General features: G+C 38.9%; 12 protein-coding genes. 5 read left to right on the forward strand and 7 right to left on the reverse strand.

Annotation, left to right across the window (positions count from 1 at the left end; all coding sequences use genetic code 11):
• Positions 1-126: 126 nt before the first annotated feature.
• The gene (gene hutC, locus CXF71_RS15735; RefSeq protein ID WP_101233891.1) at positions 127-876 is read right to left on the reverse strand and encodes a histidine utilization repressor; all 750 of its coding nucleotides are present in this window, start codon (positions 874-876) and stop codon (positions 127-129) included.
• A gap of 208 nt (positions 877-1,084) precedes the next feature.
• On the opposite strand from hutC, the gene hutI reads away from it, so the two are divergent.
• On the forward strand, positions 1,085-2,356 hold the full coding sequence (gene hutI / locus CXF71_RS15740) for an imidazolonepropionase (RefSeq protein ID WP_101234213.1): 1,272 nt from the start codon (positions 1,085-1,087) through the stop codon (positions 2,354-2,356).
• A gap of 235 nt (positions 2,357-2,591) precedes the next feature.
• Here the strand turns inward: hutI and CXF71_RS15745 are convergent, their stop codons facing one another.
• Entirely contained in the window at positions 2,592-3,293 is a 702-nt protein-coding gene (locus tag CXF71_RS15745) for a glycerophosphodiester phosphodiesterase (protein WP_101233892.1), read from the reverse strand.
• A 91-nt stretch (positions 3,294-3,384) separates the two neighbouring features.
• On the opposite strand from CXF71_RS15745, the gene rluF reads away from it, so the two are divergent.
• The gene (gene rluF, locus CXF71_RS15750; RefSeq protein WP_442871935.1) at positions 3,385-4,329 is read left to right on the forward strand and encodes a 23S rRNA pseudouridine(2604) synthase RluF; all 945 of its coding nucleotides are present in this window, start codon (positions 3,385-3,387) and stop codon (positions 4,327-4,329) included.
• 84 nt (positions 4,330-4,413) lie between these two features.
• Here rluF and CXF71_RS15755 read toward each other — a convergent pair whose 3' ends face one another.
• The 4 genes from CXF71_RS15755 to uvrA form a co-directional block, all read right to left on the reverse strand.
• Positions 4,414-6,663 (reverse strand): tubulin-like doman-containing protein, encoded by a 2,250-nt coding sequence (locus tag CXF71_RS15755; protein ID WP_232771511.1) that lies wholly within the window; start codon positions 6,661-6,663, stop codon positions 4,414-4,416.
• Between the two features lie 168 nt (positions 6,664-6,831).
• Positions 6,832-8,727 (reverse strand): propionyl-CoA synthetase, encoded by a 1,896-nt coding sequence (locus CXF71_RS15760; RefSeq protein ID WP_101233894.1) that lies wholly within the window; start codon positions 8,725-8,727, stop codon positions 6,832-6,834.
• 400 nt (positions 8,728-9,127) lie between these two features.
• Positions 9,128-9,673 (reverse strand): GNAT family N-acetyltransferase, encoded by a 546-nt coding sequence (locus CXF71_RS15765; RefSeq protein WP_101233895.1) that lies wholly within the window; start codon positions 9,671-9,673, stop codon positions 9,128-9,130.
• Positions 9,674-9,787: 114 nt separating this feature from the next.
• On the reverse strand, positions 9,788-12,619 hold the full coding sequence (gene uvrA / locus CXF71_RS15770) for an excinuclease ABC subunit UvrA (protein ID WP_101233896.1): 2,832 nt from the start codon (positions 12,617-12,619) through the stop codon (positions 9,788-9,790).
• Between the two features lie 309 nt (positions 12,620-12,928).
• Here uvrA and CXF71_RS15775 point away from each other — a divergent pair, with 309 nt between their 5' ends.
• Positions 12,929-14,293 (forward strand): MFS transporter, encoded by a 1,365-nt coding sequence (locus CXF71_RS15775; protein WP_101233897.1) that lies wholly within the window; start codon positions 12,929-12,931, stop codon positions 14,291-14,293.
• A 126-nt stretch (positions 14,294-14,419) separates the two neighbouring features.
• On the forward strand, positions 14,420-14,635 hold the full coding sequence (locus CXF71_RS15780) for a dodecin (RefSeq protein WP_101233898.1): 216 nt from the start codon (positions 14,420-14,422) through the stop codon (positions 14,633-14,635).
• 61 nt (positions 14,636-14,696) lie between these two features.
• Here the strand turns inward: CXF71_RS15780 and CXF71_RS15785 are convergent, their stop codons facing one another.
• The gene (locus tag CXF71_RS15785) at positions 14,697-15,182 is read right to left on the reverse strand and encodes a hypothetical protein (RefSeq protein WP_101233899.1); all 486 of its coding nucleotides are present in this window, start codon (positions 15,180-15,182) and stop codon (positions 14,697-14,699) included.
• Positions 15,183-15,529: 347 nt separating this feature from the next.
• Here CXF71_RS15785 and CXF71_RS15790 point away from each other — a divergent pair, with 347 nt between their 5' ends.
• Positions 15,530-17,572: an oxidoreductase gene (locus CXF71_RS15790; protein ID WP_101233900.1), complete on the forward strand. Its 2,043-nt coding sequence runs from the start codon at positions 15,530-15,532 to the stop codon at positions 17,570-17,572.
• The last annotated feature ends 18 nt before the right edge of the window (positions 17,573-17,590 follow it).

Consider the following 17,590-nt stretch of genomic DNA (forward strand, 5'->3'; position numbering starts at 1 on the left):
TTCTTAGTGAATGCAAACAGTACAGAAAAATCTTGTTAGACAATGCAGGGCTACATTATCCTAAGAATGTTCATGCTAAGATAAAAAACATCAGTGATGACCTTAACATTTTTATTTTGGGCCTATTTAAAATTTAAGGTGGCTGCCTAAACGATATTTATTGCCTGGTGATGTTAAGATAGCGACACTAACGACACCTTGTTTTGACCAAGTACGGCGCTTCACTTGTAAACAAGGTGTACTCGAGGGTATGTCTAACTGATGGCAAATATCAGTGCTAGCTAAAACCGCTTCTATTTCATGGGTTGCTTCCGTTAACGGCGCAACTGATGAAAGATATTCATGCGGAGTGATTTCAGTAAAGTTTTGTAATAAATACTCAGGCACTAAACTGGCATTTACATAACGGTGTTCTAACTGGATTGGATCATCATTTTCATAATGTAATATCTCAGAATAAAAAACATGTTCGTTATTTTTTAAGTTGAGTAAAATAGCTATTTCTTCAGTGACGGCAATAGATCTTAATAATAACTGCTTCGCTTTATGCTGATGACCACGACCACTAATCTCATCACTAATATTACGAATTTCTAATAATGAAGACTGGGATTTAAACGTTGCGACAAAAGTACCTGCACCTTGAGAGCGAACTACTATTCCTTGCTCGGTTAAATCTTGTAAGGCACGCCTTGCTGTCATACGACTGACATTAAATTGCTGAGTTAGTTCGTTTTCAGAAGGTACTTTTGCATTTTGCGGCCATTCACCTGATTCAATATTCTCACAGATATATTGTTTGATAATAGTATACTTAGCTGGCTTATCTTTTTTTGTTACGCTGATATTAGTGCTATTACTAGAATTGACAGTCATGATGATATTTGCATTTGTTTGAACTTATTTATACGATCTCACATCTTTAATGAAAAGGCAAGAGTTGTATATACAAGTTGCGGTTTGCATAGTTTCAAGGTAAAATTTTTCTATCATGGTGAGCTTATTCGCTAGTTGCCTTTATATTGAGGTTAGCTGGTTATTTTTGCTTTCATATTATTCATCACTTTCTCCATTAGGTAGCGATATGACACTTTCTAAGCACTGGCAAACCCTTTATATCAATGTAAATCTGGCAACGATGACTGATGGCGCGAATAGCTATGGTGAAATTATCAATGGCGCCTTAGCGATTAGTGCTGGAAAAATTGTTTGGCTAGGTAAGCAAAGTGATTTACCTGATTCATTATCAGACTCTTTATCTGACAAAGATGGTGATAGCTTGAAGGTCGACTCTGTTGATATTATTGATGGCAAAGGCCAATGGTTAACGCCAGGTTTAATCGATTGCCATACGCATTTAGTGTATGGCGGTAATCGTGCCAATGAATTTGAAATGCGTTTACAGGGTAAAAGCTATCAAGAAATAGCCAACGCTGGCGGTGGTATAGTATCAACCGTTTCAGCGACGCGAAAGGCGAGTGAGCAAGAGTTACTTGCGAGTGCTTTACCGCGTCTAACTGCTTTACATCAACAGGGTGTGACTACTGTTGAAATTAAATCAGGTTATGGTTTAGATACGGCAAATGAAATTAAAATGCTAAAAGTAGCAGGTCTTTTAGCTGATGAACTTCCCGTGACGATCAAGCGTACTTTTCTCGGTGCGCATGCTTTACCGACAGAATATAAAGATAATGCCGAAGGCTACCTTGATATTGTTTGCGATGAAATGTTGCCACAAGTGGTAAGTGAAAACTTAGCAGATGCCGTTGACGTATTTTGTGAAGGCATAGGTTTTAGTCTAGAGCAAACTAAACGTGTTTTTGATGCAGCACAATTCCATAACTTACCTATTAAAGTTCATGCAGAGCAATTATCTAACTTAGGTGCTTCAGAGCTTGCAGCAAACTATAATGCTTTGTCATCTGATCATATTGAATTTCTTGATGAAGCAGGTATTAAGGCGATGAAAAAATCGGGTATGACCGCGGTATTATTACCTGGCGCTTTTTACTTCCTACGTGAAACGCAATTACCACCGATTGAATTATTAAGAAAACATCAAGTACCAATGGCGGTTGCTACCGATGCAAACCCAGGAACATCTCCTATTCATAATATTCATTTAATGCTTAATATGGCGTGTACTTTATTTAGGTTAACACCGAGTGAAGCATTGGCAGGAATTACCTGTTATGGCGCTAAGGCCCTAGGATTAAGCGAAAGTAAAGGGCAGTTGGCCGTTGGTTATGATGCTGATCTTGCATTATGGAATGTTAGCCAACCTGCAGAGTTATGCTATCAGTTTGGCGTTAATCCATTAACGGCATTAGTAAAGGATGGCAAGCAAGTCATTTAAGATTTAACCTGAACTTTGGATAATGGGTGTTTGATGTTTTAGTAAAAGATACCAATGCAAAAACCTACAAAAAGTCAGAGTCGTTAGATATCTCATCAATGTTTCAGTTGCTGCGGTTATCAAGGTAAAACGTTTATGAATGGCTAGCTATTTATCGACGTTTAACGATGAGAGCCACATAAAAATGGGAATGTTGAGCAAGTGCTGCTTATCCCTAGATTAGGTTATTTACTCTCTAAGAATAAATTTGCTGTAAATACCGTCTTGCTTGTTTAGGGTTGTTGGCAAAAATGCCATCAACCCCTAAATCGACTAGCATAGTAATATCTTCATGTTCATCTACCGTATAGACAAATACTTTTAGCCCGCGTTGATGTGCATCTTTCACAAAATGCTCATTAACAACATCAATACTTATATGTACTGAATAGGCATTTAGCGTAGTAGCAAATTTGGCATAACCTATTGGTAAACATGCTGTTAGTGCGCCAATGGCTAATTCAGGACGTTGCCGTGATAGTTGTTGCAGTTGTTGATGATTAAAAGAGGATATCAAGAGTTGGCTACTTTCAATGCCGTACCGAGATATTGCATTATCAATACATTCAAGCAGTAAGGAAACATTGTTAATTCCTTTAAGTTCTATATTTAACAAACAACAAGGCGGGATAATCGCGAGTACTTCCTCTAATGTCGGTATTCTCTCACCTTTTCCTGCATCGAGTTGGCGTATTTTATCAAAAGTCTGCTGGGTAATTAATCCCGATCCTGACGTGGTGCGCTCTAGCTTACGATCATGAATCACCACGAACTGGTTTTCTACCTCGAATATATCGATTTCAATACCATCGACTTTAATATCAATTGCTGATTGGATGGCGAGTAATGTGTTTTCTGGTTCAACGGCGCTGACGCCGCGATGTGCAAAAATTAGCATAGTGATGAAAGATGATTAATACATTAGTGTTACTTTTGAGTATAATACTTATTAATTAATATGTCCTAAAGCAAAATGAGCAGAGATTAACTTGACCACCTCGACCTCCCCAAAACGTTTAAATAAATACATTAGTGACTCTGGTTTTTGTTCGCGCCGTAGTGCCGATAAAATGATAGAAGGCAACCGTGTAACCATCAATGATAGAGTGCCAGAGCTTGGTACTAAAGTGTTAGTGGGTGATGTAGTTAAAGTCGACGGATATGAAATCGCAGCAATTAGTGATGACAAATCGGATCGTATTTATATCGCTTATAACAAACCTATCGGTATTACCTGTACTACTGAAAAACACGTACGCGGTAATATTATTGATGCGATTGGTCATAAAAAACGTATATTTCCTATCGGTCGCTTAGACAAACCTTCTGAAGGTTTAATATTTCTCACCAGTGATGGTGATATTGTTAATAAAATATTACGCGCGGAAAATGCTCATGACAAAGAATATATTGTCACCGTAGATAAACCGATTAGTGAACGTTTTATTGAGAGAATGTCTCGTGGCGTACCTATTTTAGGAACCATTACCAAACCTTGTATCGTACAAGTTAAAAGCCGTTTTGAATTTACCATTATTCTTACCCAAGGTCTTAACCGTCAAATTCGCCGCATGTGTGAATATCTCGATTATGAGGTTTTAAAATTAAAACGCTCACGTATCATGAAAGTTGAGTTGGGGGATTTAACCCCAGGTCAATGGCGAGAACTAACGGCAAGTGAAATGGCCGAAATTAACAAAGCGGTTGAAGGGTCTAGTAAAACCGCCATTAATACAGCTCAGCCTAAACAAACGGCTTCAAACATGAGTGAGCTTGAAGAGCTATCGGCCTCGTTAAACAATGCAGATAATAAAAGTGATTCTAAAACTAAACAGGATACACCTGAACAAACACCTTCTAGTAAACAGGAAGATGCAAAGCAGGAGGATCCAAAAGATGTTTGGCCTTATAACAGCCATAAAACCAAAGACTAAATAGGGTCTTTATTTTTCGAACTACCCCGCGAATTTATTTCGCTTAAATCACGGGGTTTTCTCGACATTATTTAGAAAAAAACACTATAAAACACTAGGCTTAGTAGACTTCTTATTGAGTGAGATAACCTTCGTTTTACTGATTCGATGACGATATATTTCTCTCAGGTAATGAATTGATTTTTTCACACTATCTATGGTTAATCGTATATCGTTAATGGACGTAAACTTCTTCTCATCACGGACTAATTCTCGATACTTCTTTTCATACATAGGTTTGATAGCATACCAATTGGTATCGAGTATTTTTGCCGGATTTTCATGTTCAATCAACATTTCCTCTAACTTTGCTTCATCAAATACTGGCGCTTTAATAAAGTCGATAATAGCAACATCTAAAGAGTCATCGAAACGATATTCTTCTTTAGCAAAGCAACGCTTAATGTAAGAAACAATGAGTGTTAAAAAGTCATCACTTAAACATGGGCTTTTGGCAATTAAGGTCGTTAACGATAAATTAGCTGAGGCACCAATAACTAAGGCATAGCGCTTTAAGGTGGTATTAGGGAATAAATTGTTCAGATGCATTTTTAGTTTATTTAAGTCCATATAAGACAGTTTATAGTCTTTAGGGAGTGAAATAATTGAAACTATTGATGAACAATTTTTGAAAAAGTGAAGATCTTTTAAATGTTTAGCATCAAAGCCTGAGCTTTTATATTTTTCTAAAGCGAGCTTATATTCCTCTGATTCAATGGGTAATAAACTAACCCCTTCAATGGCTTGTGTAGCGTCATTAAAGTGCGGTAAATCAATTGATCTGAAAAATAAATCGTCAACATCTAAGACCACTTTTTCACCATTAAAACTCGGCTGCTTTTGTTCTTGATTTGCTGTTGTAGAGTCCGCTACTACTGATTCGGCGTAAGCGATGGCAACGGGTCCAGCTAAGCTCATAAATAAATCATTAGCATCTAAACGAATAGTTTCCCCTATATCGATACCAGCACGACGAAAGTAGTTATCATCATAATCGGTGGTAACCGCTTGAGCTGTTAATATATTAAAAATTTGTTGGCTAATATATTGGTTGGCATGTTTTTCCATGGTATTGACATCAATATATTTAATGCCACCGTTGGTATCACTTTGCTCGGCATAGCGCATAATGTCATTTGATATTAGCATCATGGCATTCCATGGCCGGATCCTATAAGGCGCATCTCCGTCGACATGATCTTTTTCATTATCTAGATTGTACGAAAAGTCCCACTCTTCCGCTAAATACTTACATAATAAACGACCAGCATTGATATGCAGTGCTTCAGAGACCTCAATACTTGGATCGTTTATATTTGGCAAAATGCAAATGCCGCTGGTAAAGATAGGCTCAAAAACAAAATTCTGCCCGTGAGTGGCTATTTCTTTTTCTGAGCGAATTTCAAAGGTTTTGCTCATGTAAGAATATTGCTGAGCTAGACCAAACTCTGATGCCATACCAGAGCCCGTTCCGCCGCCAGCACTAAATATATAAAAATATAAACGCGATTGGTTGGCTTTAATGCCACAAGAATCAATCAGGTAAGAATGGATGAATTGCCAATCAGTATTATTGAAATGTTCTGTTTCTTTATTGAGGATCATTTTAGCAAGATATTGTCCTAAAATAGGCGCATTACCAGCACCACCAGCATGAACCTCAGATAAATCCATTATTTTTAGTTTACTATAATCATCAAGAAAATCTTTATCATAGCTTTGTGAAGAATACCGAATCCGCCCTTCAATATCTTTATCTAAGTCGCCCAGCATGACTAATGGCTCAATTAAAAATACCGGTTTGTTCGATTTTTTATTTTGTAGTTTTAAGCTTCGTTTGATCCATTTTAACGAACTGCCTTCACGCTCTTTGGCTTTTTTCATCTCATTATGAAATTCGTTTAAATAATAATTGCGAGCACTGTGAACTAATGAGGCTACATCTAGCGCTATATTAGATCCACATCGCCCTAAGCCAATAAGACAAACTGATGGGAAGGGTTGTGATTTTTTTTGTTGTCCTTCTTGTTCAACAGGGACAGGGTATACTTCATCCCGTAAGGTATCTAAATTGGTTAAAATACGGGACAAGTCTTTTTCAGTAAAATAGAGGTGGGTTGGATCTGAAGAGCGATTAACATTTTTATCTGTTTTTACTATGATGTCAAAGTCATCACTTGGAGTTATACCAGATGAGCTAGCAATAGTCGCTTTGGTTTTAGTGCTGCTTTGATCTTTCTTGACTGTTGACTGTGCTGTTTTAGCTGTTTTGGCCGTCGTATGTTTCGTTTGCATCCATTATCCCCAGTTATTTTACTTATTAGCATCAATAAAGATAGGATATAAACTGAGAAATAGCCTAAAAAAAACTTAGGTTATTCAAACTATTAATTTAACATTGTACTCGAATGATTACGCTATCAACACTTCCATGTGTTTGATAAACGTTGTCATAGAAAAGGTTTATGCTTTGTTAATATTAAGCAGGGCTGACGAAAGCTCAGTTATCACTTGGCTATCTTCAATAGTTGAAGGTATTTCAATCTCTTGTCCGTCAATCATTTGCCTAAGGGTTTTGCGTAATATTTTGCCTGAACGGGTTTTGGGTAACCTATCGATGATAAGTAATTTTTTCAATGACGCTATTGCCCCAATATCATTGCGAATACTTTGTTTTAATTCATCAATTAGATCTTCATCACTGGTGGTAATACCATTTTTTATCACTACTAGGCCTAAAGGAACTTGCCCTTTTAATGAATCGTTAATGCCTACCACTGCACACTCTGCTACAGCTGGATGACTCGATAAAACTTCTTCCATTTCACCTGTTGATAAACGATGGCCAGCAACATTGATAACATCATCAATACGACCCATGATAAAAAGATAACCCTCTTCATCAATATAGCCGCCATCTCCTGATATATAATAACCAGGATAAGTTGATAAATATCCAGATATTAAGCGTTGCGGGTCGCGATAAATGGTGGCTAAACAGCCAGGAGGCAGTGGTAGTTTTATTGCCACACTACCTTGTTGCCCAGCAGGGACTTGTTGACCATCGGCATCAAGAATTTGTACATCAAATCCCGCGATAGGAAAACCAGCAGAGCCAGCTTTTGTTGCCACTATATTACCAGAGCCGTCATCTAATGGTGTGCTAGCAATTGCCCAGCCAGTTTCTGTTTGCCACCAATGATCTATTACGGGTAACTGTGTTTTTTCTTTAAGCCAATGATAAGTTGCTGGGTCTAAGCGTTCGCCTGCTAGGAATAAGCGTTTTAATGATGAGAGGTCGTAATCTTTTAGCAAGTCGCCTTGAGGATCTTCTTTACCAATGGCACGAAAAGCAGTAGGGGCTGTAAATAAAGCATTCACTTTATACTCAGCACATACGCGCCAAAAAGCGCCTGCATCAGGCGTTTTAATCGGTTTTCCTTCATACATTATTGTCGTACAACCCGCCATTAACGTGCCATAAATAATATAGGAATGACCAACAACCCAGCCAACATCTGAAGCGGCCCAAAAAGTATCACCTGGCTGCATGCCATAGATATGTTTCATGCTATATAACATAGCGACTGCATGGCCACCATTATCTCTAACCACGCCTTTGGGTTTGCCAGTAGTACCAGAGGTATACAAAATATAGAGGGGATCAGTACTTTTAACGGGAACGGGTGGAATTTCTACTGCAACATCCATTTGTTCTTGCCAGTCGAGATCTCTATGCGGCTTTAGCTCGGCTTTGACTTCTTCTCTTTGGAAAATGATGCAATTTTTTGGTTTATGAACAGCGATTTCGATAGCTTCATCAATTAAGGGTTTATAGGGAATTATTTTTGCTATTTCAACACCACAGCTTGCGCCGACAATGACTTTTGGCTCTGCATCATTAATACGAACGGCAAGCTCATTAGCAGCAAAGCCGCCAAAAACAACAGAATGAATTGCACCTAAACGCGCACATGCCAACATTGCTATAGCCGCTTGGGGGATCATTGGCATATAAATTAATACACGATCGCCTTTACTGACATCATGTGCTCTGAGCACATCAGCAAACTTGGCTACTAAAGAGGTGAGTTCACTGTAGCTAAATTTTTGTTTTTGTCCGGTAACAGGCGAGTCATATACTAATGCGGTTTGAGCGCCACGACCTTGCTCAACATGGTAATCCAAAGCGAGATAACAAGAGTTCAGTTCGCCATCAGCAAACCATTCATGCCAAGAGTCATTATTTGTCGACAATATCGTTTGAGGTTTTTTATACCAAGCAACAAGCTCTGCCTGTTCTTGCCAGTAAGTCTCGGGTGAATTTGTTGCTAATGCCTGCTGTTCAATGTGTTTCATGATATTGGCCTTGTAAATAACTCAGATACACATACATTAAAACTGTCGACAAAATTTACCTATTAGACCTTAGCCTAGTAGTGGTGTTTTTGGAGGACGGAATAGCCTCTATTTACTTGGTTAGTTCGTTGTTTTTATTCGGATATGTTTGTTTTTGTAATAGGTGTTAAAAACTTTTATATATCGGTATAAATAATAGCTTATTAAGTGATGGTAGATGTAACTGTCGACAATAACATTGTTGATTGCCCTCAAAGTACCATGCTTTGAGGGCAAATGGGGATATGCCAGTGTGATTTTAATTCCCACTGAAATCCCGCACTTTGATTAGTAACGACTATGTACTAATAAATCCCGTAAAATTAGCTTTTTCGCTATTAACATTGCTAGGAGTTTCGGATCAAGGCTTAGTCACCGACATTTGATAATGCACTGCATCAAAGTCACCGATAGGATCTTTATGTAAATAGGCTCTGACAAAACTCATGCCCATTTTTTTCATGACGCCAACAGATGCTAAGTTATCGGCCACAGCAAGGGCTGAAACATGAGTAACATCGGACTGAGCGACAACGGCATCTTTAATCGCTATTGCCGCTTCGGTGGCATAACCTTTTCCCCAAGTACTTTTGAAAAAACGCCACCCTAATTCTAAATCATTAAAGTTTGGTGACTCCGTAAAAAATGACATTGGGCGAATTAATACCCAACCTAAGTATTCATCGGTACTTTTGTCTGATACTTGCCAAATGCCCCAACCTAATTTGCTATCACGGTATTTTTCCATACGCGGGATAAACACACTATTAACTTGCTCTATGCTGGTGGGTTTACCGCCATTAAGAAACTTCATTACTTCGGGGTCTTGATCTATCGCCCACAATGCTTGGCCATCATTGATGTCCATTAATCTAAAGGTAAGTCGTTCACTATTTTCGATATGCATAAAAAGCCTATTAAAAGAAAGAAATAAGTAGAGCATAACGTGATGTATTTACGTTATGCTCGGTTTGCTTTTAGTCTGTCCATGATAAAAAAATTACTGCTAATGCGATATTTTTTATTTAGAGGCTAACAATGGTCTTAGAAATCTCGCTGTATGTGAGGTTTTATGTTTGGCAACCTGTTCAGGTGTACCGGTAACTAATATTTCACCACCACCCGCGCCGCCTTCAGGACCTAGATCGATAACCCAATCGGCTGTTTTTACAACATCTAAGTTATGTTCAATCACTACGATGGTATTACCATGGTCACGTAATCGATGAATAACATTGAGCAATTGTTTAATATCGTGAAAATGCAGTCCAGTGGTTGGTTCATCTAGAATATATAAAGTTTTTCCAGTATCTCTTTTGGATAACTCTTTTGATAATTTAACGCGCTGCGCTTCGCCACCAGAAAGTGTCACGGCAGATTGACCTAACTTGATATAACTTAAACCCACATCCATTAAGGTTTGTAGTTTACGGTTTATCGCAGGTATCGCCTTGAAAAAATCAAACGCATCTTCAATGGTCATATCCAAAACTTGATGGATATTTTTACCTTTATATAACACTTCTAACGTCTCACGGTTATAACGTTTACTCTTACAAACATCACATGGCACATAAACATCAGGTAAAAAGTGCATTTCTACTTTGATCATACCGTCACCTTGACAGGCTTCACAGCGACCACCTTTAACATTAAAGCTAAAGCGACCTGATTTATAACCACGAGAACGAGATTCTTGGGTGGCGGCAAACATGTCACGTATTGCAGTAAATATACCAGTATAGGTTGCCGGGTTAGAGCGAGGTGTTCTACCAATCGGGCTTTGATCAATCTCGATAACTTTATCTAACAGTTCTAAACCATGAATACTCTTGTAAGGAGCTGGCTCATCAAGTGTTGCACCATTGAGCTCAATATGCGCTAATTTATATAAAGTATCGTTAATAAGCGTTGATTTTCCTGAGCCAGAAACGCCAGTGACACAGGTCATTAAGCCCGTAGGAATGACTAAATCAACATTTTTCAAATTGTTGCCGGTAGCGCCTTTGAGCTTAACAACACTCTTTTTATCAAAAGCATGACGTTTCTTAGGTATTTCAATGCGTTCTACGCCAGAAAGATACTTACCAGTTAAAGATTCTTTGCAATTGAGTATGTCATCGACAGTACCTTGCGCGATAATTTCACCACCATGTACACCGGCACCCGGTCCAATATCAATAACAAAGTCGGCCGCACGAATAGCATCTTCATCATGCTCAACAACGATAACAGTATTACCTAAATCACGAAGGTGTAACAAAGTGCCAAGTAAACGTTCATTATCACGTTGGTGTAGGCCAATAGAGGGTTCATCCAATACATACATTACCCCAACCAAACCTGCGCCAATTTGGCTAGCAAGGCGTATTCGCTGTGCTTCACCGCCAGATAGAGTGTTTGCACCACGAGATAAGTTGAGGTAATTAAGGCCAACGTTCACTAAAAAGCCTAAGCGCTCGTTTACTTCTTTTAATATTTTTTCGGCAACTTGGCCTCTTTGACCGGTAAGAGTTAAACCTTGGAAGAAGTTGAGCGCATCACTAATCGATAAATCAGCCACGACATTGAGTGGCGTATCCTCGATAAAGACATTACGAGCCTCTAAGCGTAACCGGCTACCATTACAATCAGGACAATGTTGTGAGTTAAGGTATTTTCCTAGCTCTTCACGTACTGAGTTTGACTCGGTTTCTTTATAGCGGCGTTGCATATTATTGATGATGCCTTCAAAGGGATGCTTACGCACCACAACATCACCACGATCGTTCATATATTTAAATTCAATCTCTTGTTTGCCACTGCCAAAAAGTACGGTTTTTTGCGCTTCAGCAGATAATTTATTAAAGGGTTTATCAACGTCAAATTTGAAATGCAGGGCAAGAGCTTGCAGCATTTGGAAGTAATAAAAATTACGTTTGTCCCAACCACGTACGGCGCCACTAGCAAGACTTAACTCGGCGTTAGCAATCACGCGAGTGCTATCAAAATATTGCTCAATACCTAAACCATCACACGTTTGACAAGCGCCTGCAGGGTTATTAAAAGAGAATAAACGAGGCTCTAGTTCTTGCATGCTGTAACCACAGTGTGAACAAGCGAAATTAGCCGAAAAAATTAACTCTTCTCGGTCGGGCTCGTCCATAAAAGCGACTTTAGCCGTACCTGAAGTTAAGGTTAAGGTCGTTTCAAAAGACTCTGACAGTCGTAATTGAATATCTTCACGTACTTTGATGCGATCAACGACAACTTCAATAGTGTGTTTTTTCTGTAATTCGAGTGTCGGTGGATCGGATAAGTCACAAACTTCGCCATCAATGCGCGCACGAATAAAACCTTGAGCAGCTAAGTTATCAAGTAATTTTACATGTTCGCCTTTACGGTCTTGTACAATGGGCGCAAGCAGCATTACTTTAGTGCCTTCTTCAAGCGCTAAAACTTTATCGACCATTTGTGAAACTGTTTGTGCGGCCAGTGCTTGGCCATGCTCTGGACATCGAGGCTCACCAACTCTTGCGTAAAGTAAACGCAAGTAATCGTATATCTCTGTAATGGTACCTACGGTTGAACGTGGGTTATGAGAGGTTGATTTCTGTTCAATGGAAATAGCGGGTGATAAACCTTCAATATGGTCGACATCAGGTTTTTCCATTAATGATAAAAATTGACGCGCATAAGCTGAAAGAGATTCTACGTAACGACGTTGTCCCTCTGCGTAGAGTGTATCAAAGGCAAGAGAAGATTTTCCTGAACCAGAAAGGCCGGTAATGACCACGAGTTTATCTCGAGGTATTGTTAAACTAATGTCTTTGAGGTTATGTGTACGAGCCCCTCTGACTTCAATATTCTTCATGCGTTTTTAACTCAAATAGCGATAAAATAGAACCGACGATTATGTCATATAATTTCCAGTATAAAAACTAATCTAGGGCATAACAGTAAAATAAACTGTTTATTTTTACAGTGTTTTGTTGCTGGTTTAGGAAAAGGAAGAAACGGTAATATGTCGTTATGTAGGCGAACCAAAATTTAACATGACGACCAAACTACCGAGTACTTAACACCTTGTTTTCATTGTGGGGATTCTGTTGTGCTTCTTAGCATGGTAAACTGTCGGCAATTTTTACCGACGTCTCCATTTATTTTAGGTTTTAGCAACGTTATGAGTATTTCAGGTTTAAACCGCATAGAGAAAAAAGCCGCCTTTTCCTTAGCCAGTGTCTTTGGCGTACGCATGTTAGGGCTATTCATGATCTTACCCGTGTTTGCCATTTATGGTGAACAACTTACGGGTTATAGTCCTATGTGGTTGGGCTTAGCTATTGGTGCATATGGGCTAACTCAAGCTTTGTTACAAATACCTATGGGTATTTTGTCAGATAAATTTGGCCGAAAACCGGTCATTCTTGCGGGTTTAGTGGTATTTCTTATTGGTAGTATTGTCGCGGCAATGTCCGACACTATTTATGGTGTAGTACTCGGTCGTGCAATTCAAGGTATGGGCGCTATTGCTAGTGCTGTACTCGCGTTGGCCGCTGATTTAAGCCGTGAAGAGCAGCGACCCAAAGTGATGGCAACCATAGGTATGTTTATCGGCTTATCATTCACTTTTGCCATGATTTTAGGCCCCATAGTCGCTGATGCTTTTGGTTTAAGTGGTTTATTTTGGTTCACAGGAATATTAACCATTTTAGCGATGGCGATGATTCAATTTATGGTGCCTAACTCGGTGAACAAAGCCCCTCGTGGCGATAATGTTGCCTTGCCTGAACAAATTACTCGTTTGATTCGTCATCCACAGTTATCACGTTTAAACTGGGGAGTTTTCATTTTACATATGGCACTAACCGCCTGTTTTATCACCTTGCCAAAACAATTTGTCGCTAGTGGTCTGGCACTTGAAGACCATTGGCAAATATACTTGCCCGCTTTGCTTGGTTCTTTCTTTTTAATGGTTCCTTTTATGATTTTTGCTATTAAGAAACAAAAGGAAAACCCAATGTTCAGCGCTGCCATTGCATTGCTAGCCTTGGCTTTATTTTTACTTTGGCTTCTACCCAGTGGCTTTTGGAGTTTAGTTTTATCCATTGTCATATTTTTTACTGCTTTTAATTATTTAGAAGCCACTATGCCATCTATTTTATCGCGCATAGCACCTGCTGGAGTTAAAGGTAGTGCTATGGGGGTTTATTCAAGTAGCCAGTTTTTAGGTGCTTTTGTTGGTGGTATTGTTGGTGGTTATATTGCTAGTCAGTACGGTGAGCAAACTATCTTCTTAGTGATGGCTTTAGTAACTGTGATTTGGTTAGTTATCAGTTTTGGCATGCAGCCATTAAAAAAATCAAAGAGCTTTAGTTTTGCCACCAATATTACTTGCGAAGAAGAAGCGGATAAAATGGCTGAACAATTAATCAATATGCCTGGTGTTATTGAAGCAACGCTAGTACATACAGAAGCGGTCGCTTATTTAAAGGTTGATGTTAAAGTGGTTGATTTACTTGCTATTAAAGCTTTATTACAAGATTAGTCATTACCGCACAACTTACTTTGAGCAAAGCTGGATCAATGTAGTTATTTCACACTCATTCAGCAAACTGACAAAAGCACGCTAAACTAAAGTTTACTTTATCCTTTATTTTAGCGTGTCATTATTATGTCAGAACATCATACTTACAAAAAAATTGAAATGGTTGGTTCATCTAAAACCAGCATCGAAGACGCCATAGAAAACGCTTTGGCGGAGTGTCATAAAACCATCAAAAATATGGATTGGTTCGAGGTAACAGAAACGAGGGGGCATATAGTTAATGGCGCCGTTGGTCATTACCAAGTTACCTTGAAGATTGGCTTTAAAATAGAATCGAGTTAACCGGAGGTAACTTAGCCTAACTTAGCGTAATTTAATATGAGCTAAGTTAAGTCTATTTAGCTTACTTAAGCGCAGCAATGTAATCTGTTCGCTGATTGCTGCCGAGCATAATTTCTATATCATCTTCTTGTTGTTTACCAATTAATGCAGTTCCCATCGGTGATTGTGGTGTTATCACCGTGATATTTATATTATCTAGCCGACAGCGAAACCCACCAGCGGCTGGACCAATAAAGAACCAGTGATTAGCTTCCAAATCAGCGGATAATTGTACTAAAGCGCCTAAAGCAATATAACTATCACTATTGAATTCAACAATGTTGAGTGCTTTATAAGCATCGATGGCATGTTGAAATTCAATCACTCGCTTAGATTGCCCCTCAGCTAAATAGCTCGCTTCTATCGCTAGCGTATCATATTGTGTTTCAGCAACACTTTGATCATCAACCGCAGCGGCATGTGCGTCGTTTGCCGCATCAATCGCTTGTTGATGTTCTCTTGAAAGTTCTGTGATAACAAGATCAATTATCTGTTTTTTATTGAGCATTAAATTTCATTCTATCGTTATACCAATCCCATTAAGTTATTGCTCACTTGCGCTGGTTAAAATAATCCGAGGCGGCGTTGCTCTCAATCCCAATAGCCAGCTATTGGTCAATCAAGCGCCTACCCTTGAATTGTTTTTCCTACGCACAACAAGATCACAAACTTAATGGAACTGGTATTATTATAAATATTTCTAGTAAGCAGTAGATAACTACGTAATTGAGTTAATATCTGTGTATTTTAAGCTAATATTAACGAGGCTATTTTATCATAACTTGTGTTTTTGTCGAAATGCCAGTAAATTAATGAATCTATATCAACTGGTTCGACCAATAGCAGAGCATAATTATGACAACAACTGCCTACCCACATTTATTAGCGCCATTAGATCTTGGCTTTACCCAATTAGCTAATCGTGTCCTCATGGGATCCATGCACACAGGCCTAGAAGAAGAACGAGGTGGTTTTGCTAAATTAGCAGCATTCTATCAAGCTAGGGCAAAAGGCGGAGTTGGCTTAATTGTTACCGGTGGTGTAAGTCCTAATCTACGCGGCAGAATTGCGCCTTTTGGTAGTGAGTTAAGTCACTTTTGGCAAACTAAAAAGCACAAACAAGTAACCGACGCCGTTCATCAATACCCCACTAAAATTTGTTTGCAATTATTACATACGGGTCGATACGCTTATCACCCTTTTGGTGTCGCCCCAAGTAAAATTAAATCACCTATTTCTCCTTTTATGCCTAAAGCTATGTCGGTTAGGCAAATTAAATCAACCATTAAAGATTATGCTTATTCAGCCAAATTGGCCGCTAAAGCTGGCTACGATGGCGTAGAAATAATGGGCTCAGAAGGTTATTTAATTAACCAGTTTGCTTGTGTTAGAACTAATAAACGTAGTGATGAGTGGGGCGGTAGCATTGAAAATAGAATGCGCCTAGCTATTGAAACGATTAAAGCGGTACGCGCCAAAGTGGGCGAACACTTTATTATCATCTTTCGTTTATCTATGTTGGATTTGGTTGAAGGGGGTAATAGTTGGGAAGAAATTGTCACCATGGCAAAAGCGGTAGAGCAAGCAGGAGCCACATTAATTAACACAGGTATTGGTTGGCATGAAGCACGTGTGCCTACCATTGTAACTTCAGTACCCCGCGCGGCATTTACTTGGGTTACTGAAAAAATGAAAAAAGAAGTGTCTATTCCATTAATCACCACTAATCGAATTAATACACCTGAAGTTGCTGAGCAAGTTCTATCGTCTGGGCAAGCTGATATGGTGTCAATGGCGAGACCTTTCCTTGCAGATGCCGACTTTGTTAATAAAGCGGCGAGTAATAAAGCCGACGAAATTAATACCTGTATTGGTTGTAACCAAGCCTGTTTAGACCACGTTTTTGAACAAAAACGAGCTTCATGCCTAGTTAATCCAATGGCATGTTATGAAACTGAATTAGTTTTAGAAAAAGCGAAAAAAATTAAAAAATTAGCCGTAATTGGCGCCGGACCTGCGGGTTTAGCATTTAGTGTTTATGCTGCAGAGCGAGGACATCATGTTGAGCTGTTTGATAAAATTAGCGAGATAGGTGGTCAGTTCAATGTAGCTAAACAAGTACCCGGTAAAGAAGAGTTTTTTGAAACCTTACGTTACTTTAACAAACAACTAAGTTTACACGATATAAAAGTACACCTTAATAGTGAGCAAAGTGCTGAAAAGTTACTTGAGGCTGGCTTTGATGAAGTAATACTTGCTACCGGTATTAAACCAAGAAAATTAGGTATAGAAGGACTAGAAGAAGGTTTCGCTAGTAAGAAAGTGCTTACTTATTTACAAGTGTTACGAGATAAAATCGAAGTAGGTAATAATGTTGCCATCATAGGTGCTGGTGGTATTGGTTTTGATGTAGCAACTTACTTATCAGAAAAGTCATTAACGAACGATCCTGAAGCATGGCTTAAAAACTGGGGTGTTGATAAGCAATACCAGAACAATGGAGCCCTGCTAAATAAACAAGATGTACCTAAGCATAATCCAGAACGGAAGATCACACTGATACAACGTAAAACCACTAAGGTAGGTAAAGGGCTAGGTAAAACATCTGGTTGGGTACATAGAGCCAATTTAGTTAAACAAGGCGTTAATATGGTCGCTGGCGCAAGTTATAAAGCGATTACCGACAAAGGTTTAGTGATTGAAGTTGATGGTGAAGAGCAATTGCTTGAAGTCGATAATATTATTATCTGTGCAGGGCAAGAGTCGAATCGAGATTTGCAGCAAGCACTCATTGAGGGTGGTTTACCTGTACATCTTATTGGTGGTGCCAATGTTGCCTCTGAACTAGATGCTAAACGTGCAATACGCCAAGCGGCTGAGTTAGCGGTTAAAATTTAAACATAGTTAGTACTTTAC

This window comes from Colwellia sp. 12G3 (assembly GCF_002836775.1).
In the GTDB taxonomy this organism is placed as follows: domain Bacteria; phylum Pseudomonadota; class Gammaproteobacteria; order Enterobacterales; family Alteromonadaceae; genus Colwellia.

Coding starts and splice junctions, on each gene's coding strand:
- uvrA (WP_101233896.1), bottom strand. CDS start 12,619: ATGAAGAATATTGAAGTCAGAGGGGCTCGTACACATAACCTCAAAGAC.
- CXF71_RS15755 (WP_232771511.1), bottom strand. CDS start 6,663: ATGCAAACGAAACATACGACGGCCAAAACAGCTAAAACAGCACAGTCA.
- CXF71_RS15775 (WP_101233897.1), top strand. CDS start 12,929: ATGAGTATTTCAGGTTTAAACCGCATAGAGAAAAAAGCCGCCTTTTCC.
- CXF71_RS15760 (WP_101233894.1), bottom strand. CDS start 8,727: ATGAAACACATTGAACAGCAGGCATTAGCAACAAATTCACCCGAGACT.
- CXF71_RS15790 (WP_101233900.1), top strand. CDS start 15,530: ATGACAACAACTGCCTACCCACATTTATTAGCGCCATTAGATCTTGGC.
- CXF71_RS15780 (WP_101233898.1), top strand. CDS start 14,420: ATGTCAGAACATCATACTTACAAAAAAATTGAAATGGTTGGTTCATCT.
- CXF71_RS15785 (WP_101233899.1), bottom strand. CDS start 15,182: ATGCTCAATAAAAAACAGATAATTGATCTTGTTATCACAGAACTTTCA.
- hutI (WP_101234213.1), top strand. CDS start 1,085: ATGACACTTTCTAAGCACTGGCAAACCCTTTATATCAATGTAAATCTG.
- hutC (WP_101233891.1), bottom strand. CDS start 876: ATGACTGTCAATTCTAGTAATAGCACTAATATCAGCGTAACAAAAAAA.
- CXF71_RS15765 (WP_101233895.1), bottom strand. CDS start 9,673: ATGCATATCGAAAATAGTGAACGACTTACCTTTAGATTAATGGACATC.
- CXF71_RS15745 (WP_101233892.1), bottom strand. CDS start 3,293: ATGCTAATTTTTGCACATCGCGGCGTCAGCGCCGTTGAACCAGAAAAC.